This is a genomic window from Alteromonas ponticola, assembly GCF_012911815.1.
In the GTDB taxonomy this organism is placed as follows: Bacteria; Pseudomonadota; Gammaproteobacteria; order Enterobacterales; family Alteromonadaceae; genus Alteromonas; species Alteromonas ponticola.
In genome coordinates this window covers 48,563-64,325 of record NZ_JAATNW010000005.1, presented here as the reverse complement: position 1 = coordinate 64,325, position 15,763 = coordinate 48,563, and the positions used below count along the sequence as shown (strand labels likewise).

The window sequence follows — 15,763 nt, the reverse complement described above, 5'->3', positions numbered from 1 at the left end:
TAAGCATACTGCTCACCCTACTTAAACTGATTTCGCCCTGTTAGGACCAGATTGGAACTGAACAGGGCACCAGATCATTACTGACCACATACCGGACTGATTTTATTTAACTCTTTAACGGTGGTTGTAAAGCCATATTCTTTGTTGTCACTAACGTAATAGTAAACCATATCGTTCGGCAACATGACTACGCCAATTCCACCAAAGCCAGACAGATAGGGAACCCAGGAGGGGGTAGTACAGTTCAACTGAGTAGATGCACTTAGATCGTACGCCCACACGCTGTGTTGATAGCGACTGGCGGGCGCGGTTAGTAAACCTGAGTTTGCCGTTTGTTGCAGTGCATCGGCCAGCAACGCAGGGTCTATCACTGTTTGCCCGTTCAGCACGCCATTACTCTGGCCGATGAACTGGCCCAGTTTGGCAAAATCATCACTGCTTAAGGTCAATCCATAACCGCCCCATACCTGCTTTTGACTATCATAGGTACGCTTACTGGCATAGCTGAGTGGGCTTAGATGCAGCGGTTGAAAGATATCTTCTACAAGTAAATCAGTAAAGAAATCGGCACTACTGCCTGCCTGCTGTTCATGATACTGCTGCAATATGCGGCTAACAATATAGGTATCAGAGGTGTGATACACAAACTGAGTGCCCGGCGCGGTTTTTCGCGAATAGGCACAGCTGTGGTTGATTTTATCGTTATGGCTGGCGACCAGGAAAAAGTCATCTACGGTTTTTTGTGAGCCTTCGTCCACCGAATCGACCGCAGAGTCGTAGTTACCGGTGGCCATATCCAGCGCATTAAGTAAACTCACGTCCTGCCACTGCGAGCCGCTGCACGCGCCGATCCAGTCACTGACTTTCAGTTCTGCCTGACGACCGCCATACAACTGTTCCGCACGCATGGTACCCAGCCCAGCCACAATCGTTTTTGCGGTAGAGTAAGAGGGCAGTGCCATGACGTCACAGAACGGGTAATTGCCGTAGCGCGTCTGGCAGGCCCCTCTGTAATGGGTGCCATTGTAAAGCACGCCAAATGCTGTGAGATGTGCGGCGCTCTGGTCGCTACCAATGGCGGAGACAGTAATGCCTGCTGCCGGGTAGTCTGTGGCAAGGGCGGCGAGCGACTTTGCGGGTAGGCGGTTGGCCACTTCCGTCACATAATCGTTGATAACTGTTTGCCTGTTAGCCACGGTGGCGGGCGAATAGCTGGCGTCAACTTTGCCATGAAGATTGAACTTGAAGTAATTACAGGTTTCCTGAGCCACCTGATACGCCACATCGGAAATGCTACCGTCATCTTTAAACAGGAAAGTCATCACCCCGTTATGCGTACAGTTCGCATTAATTTCCTGTAGCGCAAAAGGCAGCGCTACCCGGGAATAGCCGTTATCGGAACTTTCATTCCACACTCTGCCTGGTGATAATACCCATTCCCACGCTGTGTGCCCGGTATTGACCACCTGTCGCTGAGTGGGGATCACATGGGTGCCGTACTGCACAAACTCAAATTCAAAGGGCGGCAACGAATTGGGGTTTGTATAAGCTGATGCCAGATTAGTCCCCTGCTCGTTTAGCGTACCCGGAGTAACAGTGAATGTAATTGCGCCTTCCAGGGTGTGGGTGGGGTTGGCCGCTTGTTCAGGCACACCATAATGAGCGTAATCCACCAGCGATGTTGCAGTACTACCGGTCAAGGTGGTGTAGGTCAGCGCTTCACGATTAGTGTTGCCTGAGCCGCTGAAACAATCATAGTCACAGCCCTGAGTGCTGGCACCAGTACCGGAAAATGTTACATTATCCGGGGAAGAGGCGGCATTGGATGAAATGGTTAATGTCGTATTTTGCGTGCCCTCGGTTGCCGGGGTAAAGGTGACTGAGGTGGTGCACGACGCCGAGGCAGGCAGCATCTGCGAACTGCAGTTATCTGCACTCACGGCAAAAGGCGTGGATACGCCGGTCAAACTATTAATGGCAAGCGTTTCATCACCCGCATTGGTCACGGTAATTGTGCTGGTTGCACTTTCGCCCACAGTTACTTGCCCGAATTCAGTATTTCCTGTGATCGTGACCGCTGGACCCGAAACGCTTGCAGGATCACCGCTGAGCACCACGTTGTCACCATAACAGTAATTGTCATACAGCGTATAGGCTCGGAAGCGAAGGTGTAACGTGGGTAGATTATCGAGCCCGGAACTGATTGTATTAGAACGGAAACTGCCATCATCCTGACCGTTATTCAAGGTGATGAGCGATTGCCAGGTGCTACCATCATCAATGGAATATTCCGCGTGACAACTGTCGCCGGAAACGAGATACAGTGCACCCATGTCAGCCGACAGGCTTACGTTCTGGTAATTCTGCGTAGAAGTTGAGTAGGTTGCCTGTCTGAGGCCGTCAATCCTAAGTGAGTAATTACTTTGGTAAAGATTTGCGGTATCGGTGCCATCGCCGCTAAGTTGCCAGTTGCTATATTCGCCATCCTGAAAATCTTCCTCAAACAAACTGCCCTGCGCTGTGGCATCACCACTCAAAGTGACGTTATCAGCATAACAATAATGCCCGTACAAGGTATAGGCACGAAATCGCAGTGCCAGCTCAGCCACATTATCCAGGCCGGTATTGCGGGTGAAAGTGTTGAGCCCCCCATCCGCTTGCTGCGCACCGATACTGCCAAGTGATTGCCAGTTTGCTCCGCCGTCCAATGACACTTCAGCCGAACAGGAATCGCCCGCCACTAATCCACTGGCGGCAATGTCCATGCTCAGAGCTACGTTTTGAAAAGATTGGGTAGAGGTCTGATAGGTTAAGGTTCGCAGGCCATCGTGTCGAATTGAATAATTTCCCTGATATAAGTTGATGGAGTCAGTGCCATCACCGCCAGTAACCCAGTCTAAGTATGTACCTGATTGAAAATCATCCTGATAGAGGATGTCTGCCATTGCAAAGCTTATACTGCTTGCGCTGACCATAAACACAAGAAATGTCTTACAGATTCGCATGTGCACCTCAACGTTGGTGGTTTTTTATCCAGCCTAACTAAATGAGCTACCCACGATAGGGCCAGTTGCAATTTTTCGTAGGGCCAGAAGATAATTTGCAAATGGCGCTGATATAAATCAATCCAGCAGGCCCGGCGTTTTCACAAGATTGAAAGTCAGTGTTTTAGGGCAATGTAAACTTGCATAGCAGTCCGTTTTAAGCAATGCCAACAATCCCGTAATTTCGCTAAATTTTATTTAACTCGGCATCACCGAAAATCCCCTATATCGTGGTTTTTTAAAATTTTTTTCAGCAACAATCCGAATTGTTTTCTATATTCAGGGTTATTAATTTTAATAGGTAACGTAAATGGATGACGATGAACTGGTTTTTGCCAGTGATGAACTTACAGAGAATGTATTATCGAAACAGGCAAAGTGGCGGATTTTGGTGGTAGATGATGAACAGGAGATACATCAGGTCACCAGCCTAGTGATGAATGACATGGTATTTGATGGTCATGGAATCAGTCTGGAGTTCGCATCATCAGCTGAAGAGGCTAAAACCATTTTAGCGGCAGATCAGGAGCACGACATCGCGGTGGCCATCGTGGATGTTGTCATGGAGTCCCCTCACGCTGGTCTGGAATTGGTTCAGTGGGTTAGAGATGAATTAAAGAACCATACCATTCGGCTTATTCTGCGCACCGGCCAGCCTGGCGAGGCACCTGAAGAGAGCGTAATTCGCAACTACGATATTAACGATTACAAAAATAAAACCGAACTTACTGCGCTGCGCCTGAAAACCTCGCTTTATGCTACGTTGCGCAGTTATCGCGACATCCGCATCATTGAGCGGCATCGACGTGGTCTGGAAAAAATCATTGATGCCACCTCCCAGTTCATTGAATGCGATACACTGAGTGAGTTTGCCTCCACCATACTTGACCAGATTTCGGTGATTTTAAACATTGAATCCAGTCAGATTGTTTGCTGTGCGGTGGTCAAAGAATACACTCAGAAGCGTTCTGATCTTAAAGTGCTGGCCGCCAATCAGGGCGCCACTGAGCATCTTGCAATCGATCAAACATCGCTTACCGCAACGGTAGATGCCCGTATCGCAGATGCCTTGCAATCAAAACGTAATATTGAGACTGAAGCGTACTTTGTAGGGTATTTCACCACCAAACGGGGCACCGAGAGTGTGCTTTATGTGGAAAATGCCACCCCCCTTGAAGCGGTTCAGCATCATTTGCTCGGTGTCTTTACTCATAATATTGCGGTTGCCCATGAAAACCTTAAGCTGCGCGATGTGATAAAGGAATCCCAAAAAGAGTTGTCCTATGTGATTGGTGAAGCGGTAGAAATGCGCTCAAAAGAAACCGGTTCACATGTAAAACGAGTCGCAAAAATCAGCTATCTTCTGGCCCAAAAATACGGCTTGACCGAGTCAGAAGCGGAATTGATCAAGCTGGCCTCGCCCTTACACGATGTGGGTAAGGTGGGTATTCCTGATCACATTTTGAATAAGCCCGGCAAACACGACGTGGATGAGAGCAGGATCATGCAAACTCACCCTACCATTGGCTATGAAATGCTGAACAAATCTGACAATCCGATCCTGCAGCTGGGGGCGCACATTTCTCACGAGCATCACGAGCGGTGGGATGGAAAAGGCTACCCGCGACAACTTTCAGGCAAGAATATTCATGTTGCCGGACGCATCACCGCCGTAGCCGATGTATTCGATGCATTAGGCAGTAAGCGTTGCTATAAGGGGCCCTGGGACGAAGATGAGATAGTGGAATATTTCATGCAGGAAAAGGGCCGGCGATTTGAGCCTGAACTGGTTGATTTGCTATTGGCTGACCTGCCCAGCTTTCTCGACATCCGGCGGCAATTTCCCGATCAGCCAGACTGAGAATAGCTGAATGCCTGATTAATGGAGCCACAGAACCCGGTTAATCACTCCCTTTCCCACGCTGATGTCTGTCAGACAATCGCGGTAAGTCTCCGCCCGTTGTCAGACTTCATGCAATTAGACGCTACAAAACGGCGGCTTACCCGAAGTCGCTCGCGCAATCTTTGCAACTTGGTCCCAACAAATGTAATTTAGGTGCGGATTTTTCACGCTTAGCTGGAATACTATAATGATAAAGCAACCTAAGTTATGGTTAAGCGCTTTAGCACTTAGCCTTTGTTCTACTACCTTTTCTCTTCAGGCTGCCGAAAAAGCAGACGGCAATGAAGATAAAAAAGAAGAAAAATGGAATGTGTTGAAGCCGCCTTTCGCACTGAATGATGTTTCAATTTCCACGCAGGAAACTACCTGGTCAAGTTTAGATGTAGCGCCAAACGGCGAATACATGGTCTTCGACATGCTAGGTGATTTGTATAAAGTACCTTTAGCAGGTGGCCAGGCCACTGCGCTCACTCAGGATTTTGCCTGGAACCTTCACCCTGCCATCTCTCCTGACGGTAAACAGATTGCGTTTATTTCAGATCGTGACGGGATTTCCAACATCTGGGTGATGGATAGTGACGGTAACAATTTACGACAAGTCAGCAAATCTGATAAAAACCTGATTCACTCGCCTAAGTGGTCACCTGACGGCAATTATCTGGTTGCAACGAAAGGCATCATGTCCAGCCGTAGCATCCCTGCGGGAGAGATTTGGCTGTACCATAAAGATGGCGGTGATGGTTTACCAATCAAAGAACGGGTAAATGGCAAAAGTGAACAAAATAACATCGCTGACCCGGCATTCTCCGCTGACGGCCGATACATTTACTTCACTCAGAATACCGTGCCCGGCAGCGGTTTCGAGTACAATCGAAACGCGCTGGAAGGTATTTTCGCGGTCACTCGTTTTGATCGCGAAACAGGTGAAGAGAGCCGCTATATTTCAGGCACCGGTGGTGCAGTGGTCCCAACGCCTTCGCCAGACGGTAAGCATGTTGCCTTTATTCGCCGGGTAAAAGACAAAACCGGCCTGTTTTTGAAAAATGTTGCCACCGGTCTGGAAACACCACTAACCCTTGAGTTAGAACGTGACATGCAGGAAGGGTTCGGCTCGGAAGGGTATTATGCCTATTACGACTGGTTACCCGATTCATCGGCGCTGGTTTACTGGGCTGGCGGTAAGTTTCATCGAATTAATGTAGCAGATAAATCGGTGTCTCCGATTAACATTTCAGTGGATGCCAAGCTTCAATACGCTGATGCACTGCGCTTTGACGTAGATGTGGCCGCTGATGAGTTTGACGTAAAGATGATCCGCTGGTCACAAAAGTCGCCGGATGGTAAATCAATACTGTTCCAGGCGCTGGGCAAACTGTACGTGCGTGATATGAAGACCGGCAAACATCGCCGCCTAACATCACAAAACGAGCACGACGAATACTATCCGCGCTACTCTAATGACGGCAAGTCAATTATCTATGTCAGCTGGAATGATCAGAAACTCGGTGCCGTGCGCATTGTGGACGCTTCAGGCAAGAACAGTCGCGTAATTACACCTGAACCTGGTCATTATACTAACCCGAGTTTTTCACCCGATGGCAAGTGGGTAACCTATCAGAAGTTTGATGGTGGCTATTTACTGGATCCCAAGTATTCAGTGGACCCGGGTATTTATGTGATGAACCTGAGTGAGAAGAAATCGACCAAAGTTCTGGATAGCGGTTCTTCTCCTCATTTTACCCGTGATAACAAACGTCTCTATTTTACAGAGTATGTTGGCGGCACACCCTATCCGGAAACCCAGTTCAGCAGTGTAAACCTTCAAGGTGATGATAAGCGCGTCCACTTATACGGTGCCGATAGCGTTAGTGAGTATAAACTATCACATGATGGTGAATGGATTGCGTTTGTTCATCAGTTTAAAACCTTTGTGGCGCCGTTTATCGATAATGGCAAGAAAATCACCATTGGCCCAACAACATCTGCGTATCCGATCAAGCAGCTCTCTGCCAGCGCGGGCGAGTATCTGACCTGGAGTGCGGATAATAAATCGGTGGGCTGGTTCCATGGGCCGGTGTATTACGAGCGTGACTTAACCCAGGCATTTGCTTATTTACCGAATGCAGCGGAGACATTGCCCGAGCCAGAAGATAAAGGCCTCAACCTGGCGTTTAATGTGAAAGCCGACAAACCTTCTGGTGTTAAAGCGCTGGTTGGCGGTAAAGTGGTCACCATGCGTGATGCCGACAATACGCAGGAAGTCATCGACAACGGCGTGGTGCTGATTTCAGGCAATCGCATTGAGGCGGTCGGCCGTGCCGGTGAAGTCGCTATTCCCGATGAAGCCATGCGTATCGACGCGAAAGGCATGACCATTATTCCGGGCTTAATTGATGCACATGCCCACGGCTCACAGGGCCGTCACGAGATTATTCCACAGCAAAACTGGGAGCAATACTCGAATCTGGCATTTGGTGTGACCACCATCCACGATCCGAGTAACGACACCACCGAAATATTTGCCGCGTCGGAATTACAACGCGCTGGTGAACGTGTGGCGCCACGTACCTATTCAACCGGTACCATTTTATATGGCGCCGAGGCGTTAGGTTATAAAGCCGTTATTAATTCTTACGATGATGCCTGGTTCCATGTAAATCGTTTGAAAGAAAGTGGCGCCATATCGGTCAAAAGCTATAACCAGCCGCGCCGGGATCAGCGTCAGCAAGTGCTGTGGGCAGCCAAAGACCTGAACATGATGGTGATGCCTGAGGGTGGGGGTAAATATCAGCAAAACATGACCATGCTGGTTGACGGCCATACCGGACTTGAGCACAGTATCCCTATCCCTAAGGGCTATAGTGACGTAACGCAGTTGTGGCAAGCCACTAACTATGGTTACACACCTACCTTTGTAGTGGCCTATGGTGGCATGATGGGCGAAGAATACTGGTATGATCGTACTGAAGTGTGGAAAAACGAACGGCTATTGCGTTATGTGCCTTCGTTTTTACTTGATTCCCGCTCAATCAGACGCCCTACTGCGCCGGATAATCAATATAACCACGTTGAAGTAGCTGAGTATGCTAAAACGTTGCGTGATGCAGGTGTCAGTGTACATATTGGTGCGCATGGTCAGCGCGAAGGACTGGGTGCCCACTGGGAGCTGTGGATTATGGAACAAGGTGGCTTTACCCCATGGGAAGCGCTGCGCGGTGGTACCATCGACGGCGCGCGCCATTTAGGTATGGATAAACACATTGGCAGCATCGAGAAAGGCAAACTGGCTGATCTGGTGGTGATCGAAGGCGATGTGCTAAACGATCTACGCCGCAGTGAATATGTTGCTTACACCGTATTAAACGGCCGCATCTATGAAGCCGAAACAATGAATGAAGTGGGCAGTAAGAAACAGCGTAACAGCTTCTTTTTCGAAGAAGACAACGCGACCTTCATGCCAGCATCTACGGCGGCTGAGATCGAAGCCAAGGCAGAAAAATACCACTGGCACCATTAAACGTGTAAGGTAGTTTAGAAATTAAAACGGCTTCCATTGAGAAGCCGTTTTGTTAGCTGATAGTTATCTGTTTAACGGTTTCGCCCATATTGTTCGTGCGACGAAACCCAGTCAGAGGATGAGATCGCAGAAGCCAGTGAAATTTCACCCGCCAACGCCACTGCGCCCACAATTTCGGCAAATTTATACGCCCGGTCGCGACCGTAACAATCCATTAATTCAAGACATTCCCGTTGGGTGCCAATGCCTGTACCGCCACCATAGGTAGCAACAATCAGTGACGGGATGGTCAGCGACAAGTACAAGTCGCCCTCTTCTGTTAGCTCACTGTACAGCATACCCGCCGAAGATTCAGATACGTTTGCCACATCCTGTCCTGTCGCAATAAACATTGCCGTGATGCCGTTGGGTGAATGCAAACCGGTATTGTTCACCCCCGACAAAAATGAGCCAACCCCTGCTACTCTGCCGTGATAATCAATTTGTTTAGGATCCACCCGCATGACGCTTAACAGATGCTCACGCTTGATAGTGGCTTCAGCCGTTACCCGCTTACCCCGTGTGCGCATGATATTAATTTGCGAAGCTTTTTTATCGGTGGCGAAATTGGACTCCAGATAAAAGTTTTCAATGCCTTTATAGTTATCCAGGATCCAGCCACAGGCTGCAAATGTTGCGCGTCCCACCATATTCTGGCCGGCGGCATCGCCCGTTTTAAAATTAAAGCGCAGAAAGGTAAATTTGTTCGAAAGGAAGTGGTCTATGTAAGTAAGTTTGGCAACGGAAGAGGTGCCCTCCGCATGTTCGCGGATGGTGGCAATATTTTGCTGCACCCATTTGGAAAAATCTCTGGCACCGCGGGCATCGGAGAAAACGAAAACCGGCGCCCGCTGCATGGCATCATCCACTACAGTAGACTTGACCCCACCGCTCATATTAAGCAGCTTCATGCCACGGTTATACGATGCCACCAGCGTACCTTCAGTGGTGGCCAATGGCACCACAAATTCACCTTTAGCATGTTCACCATCAATGATGAGAGGCCCAGCGATGCCCATCGGCACTTGCGCTACGCCGATGAAATGTTCGACGTTACCTTTAAGCTGCTGTGGGTCAATTGAATATTTACCCACATGATTAACTTTACCTTTGGTAAATTGCTCAAAATACCGCTGCCGCTCACCGATGATCCCGGGTTCGTAATCGTCATGATTGTCGCGCGGAATTTGCATTTTGTTTGAGGTTGCTTCCGATACATTATCTTCCACCTCAAACTTTAGCTTGCCAAATGGTGAGGCTTTAAATGAAATACCCACCTTACGTTTTTCCGGACTCACCGCAGTATCCACATGAAGGTGAATGGTTAGCACCTTCTTTAAATCAAATTTAACCTCGCCTTTTTGATTAAATTCGCTGAAGCTCACCGTTTCATCCGGTGAAATCTCCAGGTAAATCTTGTCTTCATCAATTTGCTTACCATCCAGCGATATCCAGTTTAACGTTTGTATGGTGGCGTCTTTCAATCGATTTTTAAGCATAAACCTCACCCCTTGCGAAGTGCGGCATAAACTTCCATGGGTATAAAGTTGTTTCAACAGCATGCTGGGTACAAACATTTGAAATCCTTGTTATTGATTTTTTTGGTAAACCTGTTTCATGTATTTGTTATAGCACATCTTTTAATAAATGCCGCTAATTGTGGGTATCACCAAATTACGACGTAAACCGGCTCCCCATTTGATTGTTAATTTTGAGACAGCCAGTATAAATATCAGGACATCGCCCTGTTTGAGTGATGACTTTTTAGCCTCGACCTGAGTTATGTAGCTACATTCACCCACCCCTTCTAAATTGAAAAACGTCAGCAGGGAACGCTGACCGTAAACAGTGGATGCCTGGCTAAATCGTGATGGAGGTGTCAGGGAATTAAGATGCCAGGGAGACGAATTGACGAAATGGAGTTGTCTTTAGTCGGGTATCCACTTGCTTTGCGTAATCTTCACAATATTTATCAACGAGGAACGTGTTATGCGCAAGGGGTTGTTTCGAGAACAGGCAATGGCGTCTCAACGCCACAAGCTGGATGGGAAAGTCATTTTATTACCGCAAATTTCCACCCTGCTGGTTACTTTGCTGGTGCTTATCTGGGTTGCTACCGCCGCTTATTTCCTCATCAACCACAATTATGCCCAATATGCTCAAGTTAGTGGCTGGCTTGAGCCTGCAGAGGGCGCTATTCGTGTTTATTCCAACCGTAGTGGAGGCAGGATAACCACTATAAATGTAAAAGAAGGACAGCACGTAGAAGCGGGTCAGACGCTCATCATTATAGACAACCGTTCGGCAACCGTGGGCGGCAGTCTGGAACAAACGCTGATTGATGAATACACCACACAACAAACCACTCTTCACGAACAGTTAACAGCACTGCAATCGCAGTTTACCGCGGAGCAACGGGCACTTCATCGCTCATTACAGAATACTGAACAACAGCTTGCCAATATTAACGCGATGCGGTTGTTAATTGATGAGCGCCTTCATCTGGCTCGTACACACTTTGACTCGGCCACAGCACTGGCTGAAAAGCGGTTATTGTCCCGTCAAGAGTTAAGACAAGTGAAAGCCAGCTACCTTTCTGTTCAACAGGACGCGTCACGGCTGGATGCCGAAAAGCTTCAATTGGCCAATACCCACGAAGATCAGAAACTGTCATCCCATCAATTGAGCGTAAGATTCGAACAAAGCAGTAATGATATCAAGGTGGCGCTATCTGAATTAAAGCAACGCGTCGTCACTACGCAAAGCCAGAAAACTGAGGTAATTAAAGCACCCAAAGCCGGTAGAGTAGCCAACCTGCTTGCATTTGAAGGTGGTGTTTCGCAACCACAAAAGCCTTTACTGACTATTTTACCTACCGACGCCTCATTTATAGCAAAGCTTATCGTCCCTGTACGTTCAGCAGGATTTGTAAAGGCGGGACAAGCCATCGATTTACGTTACGATGCATTTCCTTTTCAGAAATTTGGCATGTATTCCGGCAGGGTGGTAGACATTGCACCCGCCGTCTCGCTGCCAGGAGAATTACAAACCGTTCCCGTGCCTTTCAACGAGCCAGCGTATTTGGTTAATGCTGCCGTCGAATCAAACGTAGTGCAAGCCTATGGGGTAGAAGTGCCATTAAAAGTGGGTATGACATTTTCTGCTCAAGTAGAAGTAAGCGAGCGCTCACTAATAGAATGGTTACTGGAACCGTTGTTCAGCTTAGCGGGGAGAGTGTAATGAGTACTATTAGTACTCCACATTTGACCACACTGTCGTGGCGACGCTTTCGCCGGGTTCCCATGATATTGCAAACCGAGGCCGCAGAGTGTGGGCTGGCCTGTCTGGGCATGCTGGCAGCATACTTTGGTAAACATACCGATATAGCGACTTTAAGACGCAATTATTCCATCTCAATGCGCGGCGCCACACTGAAGCAAATCATTGAAATTGGTAGCCAACTTCAATTGTCAGCAAGGCCGTTAAAAGTAGAGCTCTCACATTTAAAGCAACTACAGACACCCTGCATTTTACACTGGGACATGCATCACTTCGTCGTATTGACGCAAGTACACCGCGACGGTATCACCATTAACGATCCCGCATTGGGAGAACGCAAGATCGGTTGGGTGGATGCAGATAAACAGTTCACCGGAATTGCACTGGAGCTTTCGCCAACATCTGAATTTGTGCGCGCGCCAGCACCGGTAAAATTGTCGTTAGGCGATTTCTGGCAACAAGCCCGGGGATTGAAGCGGTCGTTATCTATCCTGTTTTTATTGTCCGTGCTTATTCAGCTTTTTGCCCTTGCTTCGCCTTATTATATGCAGACGGTCATCGACAGCGCGCTGATCAATCAGCAACAGGATTTGCTGGTTGTGCTGGCACTGGGCTTCGCACTGCTCTTACTTATCGAGACCGGTGTATCACTATTCAGGCAGTTTTTGGTATTGAGCTTATCCTCCCGCCTGCAATTGCAAATGTCGGCAAATGTATTTCATCATCTCATCCGACTGCCCGTGAGTTATTTCAGCAAACGGCATGTGGGAGATGTGGTGTCGCGCTTTTCCTCGCTGAGCCATATTCGTGAGTTTTTTACTGTGGGTTTGGTTACCGCGGTGCTTGATGGACTAATGGCGCTAATAACGCTGGCCGTAATGCTGGTTTATTCAACCCAGCTGTCATTAGTGGTGGTTGCGGTGGCCTTATTATATTTTATTGTGCGAGCGTGCATCCTGCCCGTAATAAAACGTCTTAACGCTGAACGTATTCTGGCCTCAGCCAATGAACAAAGTCACTTTATGGAATCTGTTCGTGGCGTACAGACAATTAAACAGTTTTCTCAGGAAGCATCAAGAGAAGGCCAGTGGCAAAACAAACTCACGGAAGTGATTAATGCAGATATACGCATCGGCAAATGGGATATCAGTACCCGGACTGTCAATCAGTTATTGTTTGGTATTGAAAATATCATAATCATCTACCTCGCAGCCAACCTGGTATTGGACAATGCGTTTACCGTGGGTATGTTGTACGCCTTCATGAGTTACAAAAATCGTTTCATTTCTTCGGTAGATGGCCTAATCAACAAGTTCGTCGAATTCAGGATGATGACGGTTCATTTTGACCGCCTGGCCGATATTGTGTTTGCGCAGAAAGAGCCTTTACTTACCGAATTTTCGCCACATGCGACAAACGAAACCTCGCAGCCCGCGTTACTTCAGGTAGAGGGCATCAGCTATCGTTACAGTGATATCGATTTACCCATCTTCGAAAAAGTGTCATTAAGCGTTGAACCCGGCAGTATCATTGCCATCGTCGGGCCCAGCGGTGCGGGTAAGTCAACGTTACTGCGGTGCCTTATGGGACTGGAGGCCCCTACCCACGGAAAAATTACTTATCAGGGCCTCGAGGTCAGTCGTTCAGCATGGTTCAGAAAACACACGGCATCGGTGATGCAGGGCGATCAGTGTTTGAGCGGCTCGATCGCTGACAATATCACCTGCTTCGATGAAGTGGCCGATTTTGAACGCGTAGAATGGTGTGCCCGGCAAGCTTGTATTCATGAAGAAATTATTGCCATGCCAATGCAGTACCAAACGCTGGTGGGGGATATGGGCAGTAGTTTGTCCGGCGGTCAATTGCAACGCATTTTATTGGCCCGCGCACTTTATCGTAATCCGACGATACTCTTTTTAGATGAAGCCAGCAGTCACTTAGACGTAATTAACGAGCAGCGCATCAATCAAAATTTAGCCGGGTTACCGATGACCCGGATCTTAGTGGCACACCGCCCAGAAACCATCGCTCTTGCAGAAAAAGTCTACGTTTTGCAGCAGGGACAACTTCATTTACTCAAACCTCAGGCCCAAATACACAATGTTAAACAACAAGGAGAGCATCATGCTTAATACTCAATGCAGTAAATCAATGGAAGATAAACTTTCTCAATTATCCAAACGCGAACTTCAGGTTGCCCACAAAATTATGGAGGGATTGCCGAACAAACGCATTGCCAGTCAGCTATTTATTAGTGAACGCACTGTAAAATTTCATTGCGCAAATATCTATCGCAAACTTGAGATCCGAGACAGAGCGGCCCTGATGGCGGCCTATTTCAGACAACTTTATCAGCTTCAGGCGGCTGACAGATAAGGGATGCAGTGATGTTTAAAGATGCTGCGTGGATACATGCCATGTGTAGTAGAAATTGACATGACAACACTGCGTAATCTTAGTGCTCGTTATGTCACCATTTCTGTGGGGATAACGAGTCTTTCTCACCTGCTTGTCTGGATAGTCACCGCAGAAGCGCCGACGTGGCTATTTACTTTTTTAGTGGTAAATCTGGTGTGGTTTTTAAGTTTCAGAGAAGCGGTAGCACTGTTAACCGCACTGACAGAGCACCAGCAAAAAAATCTGCCGGTAGAAACTAAGAAACAGACATTGTGATCAGGTGTATTGACCACCCTACCAGGTAAACTAATGATCGCTGCAAGGAGTGCAGTGAATCTAACTAAATTATAGGATGTTTAAATATGAACCAGCAAAAACAGGAGCTTTTGCTCCTTACATCAAACGATGTGAACGACGTGACCGGCGCTCGCGCGCTTGAGCAACCTAAACTGTCAGACAGCAGCCCGTCAGTATCACCCATCAAGCCCCCTCGCTATTTCACCCTGGCGATTGGCGAAGGTGGTGGCCATTTGCCCGATGTATATTAGGTGTGTTCGTCGCCTCTGTTGAGGCGACACTTCGTATTGGCAGGGAAGCAAGTTATGACTGTTTTAATCCTCGGTTCTCAGGCCGATCCCCAGGTATTACATGTGCAGCAGATGTTAAATGTCCGGGGGCATCAGGCTGTTATATTTGACGGAAGTGATTTTCCAACTACTGATCGCATTCATTTTGACGTCTCACGCAACGAGTGCACTTTGCTTTTAGCGACTGCACAGTTGCCAATTAACGAGATTAGTTCGGTATATTGGCATTGCTTCAACCCACCGCAACCGCAGAATGTTGATGCCAGCCATGCTACCATTGCCCGCCAAAACTGTGTTTCAGCGCTAAATGTGCTTTTATATGCGAAACACATCAACTGGGTAAACGGTATTGATGCTATTCGTTACCACCAATCCAAACCCTTACAGCTACTGCATGCCAGTTCACTTGGCGCCACCATCCCTGAAACTATAATTACCAATGAAAAATCTGAAGCTGAAAAGTTTGTATGCACTTACAAACATATCATAGTCAAACCTGTGTACGGGGGGACGTTGGCTGATATTATTGGCATAAAAAAACTCCAGGAAAGAATCTGGCCCCTTATGCAAACCTCTGGTCCTTTGACATTTCAACGCTATATTGGTGGAACGAATATCCGTACCTATGTATGCGGTGTGAACTGTGTAACAGTAGAATTGAGAAGTGACAACGTCGATTTTCGCACAGACGCCCGGACAGAGGCAAAGGCCCATCCACTCGCTGATACGCAAAATCAACTGGCGGTAAGCTTGTGTAAACAGATGGGTATGCGCTGGTGTGCAATTGACTGGCGACTGGATAACGATGGCGTGTACTGGTTTTTAGAGATTAACCCGGCCCCGTGCTTTTTGCGCATTGAGTGTGAAACCGGGTTAAGGATTACCCACATGCTACTGTCAGAATTACTCGCGGAGGCTAAGCGCAAACCTCCCGAGCTCGGGACGCGGCGACAAGCCATTACCACTTAACATCACTAAGGTTAATCAGGAAAAATCG

10 protein-coding genes are annotated in these 15,763 nt (G+C 47.9%); 8 read left to right on the top strand and 2 right to left on the bottom strand.

Going from position 1 to position 15,763, the window contains the following annotated elements; all coding sequences use genetic code 11:
• Nucleotides 1-77 precede the first annotated feature (77 nt).
• On the bottom strand, nucleotides 78-2,945 hold the full coding sequence (locus HCJ96_RS09560; protein WP_169210831.1) for a choice-of-anchor D domain-containing protein: 2,868 nt from the start codon (nucleotides 2,943-2,945) through the stop codon (nucleotides 78-80).
• A 409-nt stretch (nucleotides 2,946-3,354) separates the two neighbouring features.
• On the opposite strand from HCJ96_RS09560, the gene HCJ96_RS09555 reads away from it, so the two are divergent.
• Both HCJ96_RS09555 and HCJ96_RS09550 read left to right on the top strand, forming a co-directional pair.
• Nucleotides 3,355-4,905: a DUF3369 domain-containing protein gene (locus tag HCJ96_RS09555; protein ID WP_169210830.1), complete on the top strand. Its 1,551-nt coding sequence runs from the start codon at nucleotides 3,355-3,357 to the stop codon at nucleotides 4,903-4,905.
• Nucleotides 4,906-5,134: 229 nt separating this feature from the next.
• Complete coding sequence (locus tag HCJ96_RS09550) at nucleotides 5,135-8,464, top strand: amidohydrolase family protein (RefSeq protein WP_169210829.1); 3,330 nt, start codon at nucleotides 5,135-5,137, stop codon at nucleotides 8,462-8,464.
• A 71-nt stretch (nucleotides 8,465-8,535) separates the two neighbouring features.
• Here HCJ96_RS09550 and HCJ96_RS09545 read toward each other — a convergent pair whose 3' ends face one another.
• Nucleotides 8,536-10,080, bottom strand: a complete 1,545-nt coding sequence (locus tag HCJ96_RS09545) for a hydroxymethylglutaryl-CoA reductase (RefSeq protein ID WP_169210828.1) — start codon at nucleotides 10,078-10,080, stop codon at nucleotides 8,536-8,538.
• Nucleotides 10,081-10,492: 412 nt separating this feature from the next.
• On the opposite strand from HCJ96_RS09545, the gene HCJ96_RS09540 reads away from it, so the two are divergent.
• The 6 genes from HCJ96_RS09540 (at nucleotide 10,493) to HCJ96_RS09515 (ending at nucleotide 15,735) form a co-directional block, all read left to right on the top strand.
• Nucleotides 10,493-11,743 carry an HlyD family secretion protein gene (locus tag HCJ96_RS09540; RefSeq protein WP_169210827.1) on the top strand — a complete coding sequence of 417 codons (1,251 nt, stop codon included), beginning with the start codon at nucleotides 10,493-10,495 and terminating at the stop codon, nucleotides 11,741-11,743.
• A complete protein-coding gene (locus HCJ96_RS09535) occupies nucleotides 11,743-13,914 on the top strand; it encodes a peptidase domain-containing ABC transporter (protein ID WP_169210826.1) in 2,172 nt (723 codons plus the stop codon). Before HCJ96_RS09540 ends, HCJ96_RS09535 begins: the two co-directional genes overlap by 1 nt.
• Entirely contained in the window at nucleotides 13,907-14,158 is a 252-nt protein-coding gene (locus HCJ96_RS09530) for a helix-turn-helix domain-containing protein (RefSeq protein ID WP_246261284.1), read from the top strand. The genes HCJ96_RS09535 and HCJ96_RS09530 overlap by 8 nt, the downstream gene beginning before the upstream one ends.
• A gap of 60 nt (nucleotides 14,159-14,218) precedes the next feature.
• Nucleotides 14,219-14,455: a hypothetical protein gene (locus HCJ96_RS09525; RefSeq protein WP_169210825.1), complete on the top strand. Its 237-nt coding sequence runs from the start codon at nucleotides 14,219-14,221 to the stop codon at nucleotides 14,453-14,455.
• Nucleotides 14,456-14,541: 86 nt separating this feature from the next.
• The gene (locus HCJ96_RS09520; protein ID WP_169210824.1) at nucleotides 14,542-14,727 is read left to right on the top strand and encodes a hypothetical protein; all 186 of its coding nucleotides are present in this window, start codon (nucleotides 14,542-14,544) and stop codon (nucleotides 14,725-14,727) included.
• Between the two features lie 54 nt (nucleotides 14,728-14,781).
• Nucleotides 14,782-15,735, top strand: a complete 954-nt coding sequence (locus HCJ96_RS09515; RefSeq protein ID WP_169210823.1) for an ATP-grasp domain-containing protein — start codon at nucleotides 14,782-14,784, stop codon at nucleotides 15,733-15,735.
• Nucleotides 15,736-15,763: the final 28 nt, after the last annotated feature.

Bases quoted from the DNA above. Each gene is read 5' to 3' on its own strand.
- HCJ96_RS09550 (WP_169210829.1), top strand. From the start codon at position 5,135: ATGATAAAGCAACCTAAGTTATGGTTAAGCGCTTTAGCACTTAGCCTT.
- HCJ96_RS09515 (WP_169210823.1), top strand. From the start codon at position 14,782: ATGACTGTTTTAATCCTCGGTTCTCAGGCCGATCCCCAGGTATTACAT.
- HCJ96_RS09555 (WP_169210830.1), top strand. From the start codon at position 3,355: ATGGATGACGATGAACTGGTTTTTGCCAGTGATGAACTTACAGAGAAT.
- HCJ96_RS09560 (WP_169210831.1), bottom strand. From the start codon at position 2,945: ATGGCAGACATCCTCTATCAGGATGATTTTCAATCAGGTACATACTTA.
- HCJ96_RS09520 (WP_169210824.1), top strand. From the start codon at position 14,542: ATGAACCAGCAAAAACAGGAGCTTTTGCTCCTTACATCAAACGATGTG.
- HCJ96_RS09525 (WP_169210825.1), top strand. From the start codon at position 14,219: ATGACAACACTGCGTAATCTTAGTGCTCGTTATGTCACCATTTCTGTG.
- HCJ96_RS09545 (WP_169210828.1), bottom strand. From the start codon at position 10,080: ATGTTTGTACCCAGCATGCTGTTGAAACAACTTTATACCCATGGAAGT.
- HCJ96_RS09535 (WP_169210826.1), top strand. From the start codon at position 11,743: ATGAGTACTATTAGTACTCCACATTTGACCACACTGTCGTGGCGACGC.
- HCJ96_RS09540 (WP_169210827.1), top strand. From the start codon at position 10,493: ATGCGCAAGGGGTTGTTTCGAGAACAGGCAATGGCGTCTCAACGCCAC.
- HCJ96_RS09530 (WP_246261284.1), top strand. From the start codon at position 13,907: ATGCTTAATACTCAATGCAGTAAATCAATGGAAGATAAACTTTCTCAA.